General features: G+C 55.6%; 1 protein-coding gene. It reads left to right on the top strand.

Translation table 11 applies throughout. The annotated features are described in order from the left end of the window. On the top strand, nt 1-561 hold a 561-nt coding region (locus QQJ79_RS15915; RefSeq protein ID WP_284223918.1), incomplete at both ends, for a DUF2189 domain-containing protein.

Genomic DNA, 561 nt, shown 5'->3' with positions numbered 1-561 from the left:
AGGTTCTGGCAGCAGGCCTTGATGATTTCAGGAAGGCCCCCCTGTTCGGGCTTTTCTTCAGCGGCGTCTATGCCCTCGGTGGCTGGATTCTGATCCTGCTGCTATTCTGGTTCGATCTTCCCTTTCTGGTCTATCCGCTGGCGGCGGGCTTTGCCCTGATTGCCCCGTTCATTGCCTGCGGTTTCTATGTGATCAGCTTCCATCTGGAACAGGAGACCCCCCTGACATGGGCGACGGTCTTCTCAAGCGTGCGGGGCATGGTGGGGCGCGATCTGGGGTGGATGGCCCTGATTACCGGGTTTGCCCTCTATATCTGGGTCGATATCGCGGCGATCCTGTATTTCACCTTCATGGGCTTGCGCAAGATTTCCTTCAATGAACTGGTGGCCGAGGTGTTCAGCACCCAGATGGGCCTTATTCTGTTGTTTGTCGGCAATATCACAGGGGCGATGATCGCATTTTTCGTGTTCTCCATTTCCGTGGTGTCGTTCCCCATGCTGTTTCACCGGGACATTGATTTCGTGACGGCCATGGTGACCAGTGTCCGCTTTGTAATCCGCA

The organism is Brevundimonas denitrificans, assembly GCF_030160755.1.
Lineage (GTDB): Bacteria > Pseudomonadota > Alphaproteobacteria > Caulobacterales > Caulobacteraceae > Brevundimonas > Brevundimonas denitrificans.
The sequence above is the reverse complement of the archived record's forward strand: the minus strand, read 5'-3'. Positions and strand labels throughout refer to the sequence as shown.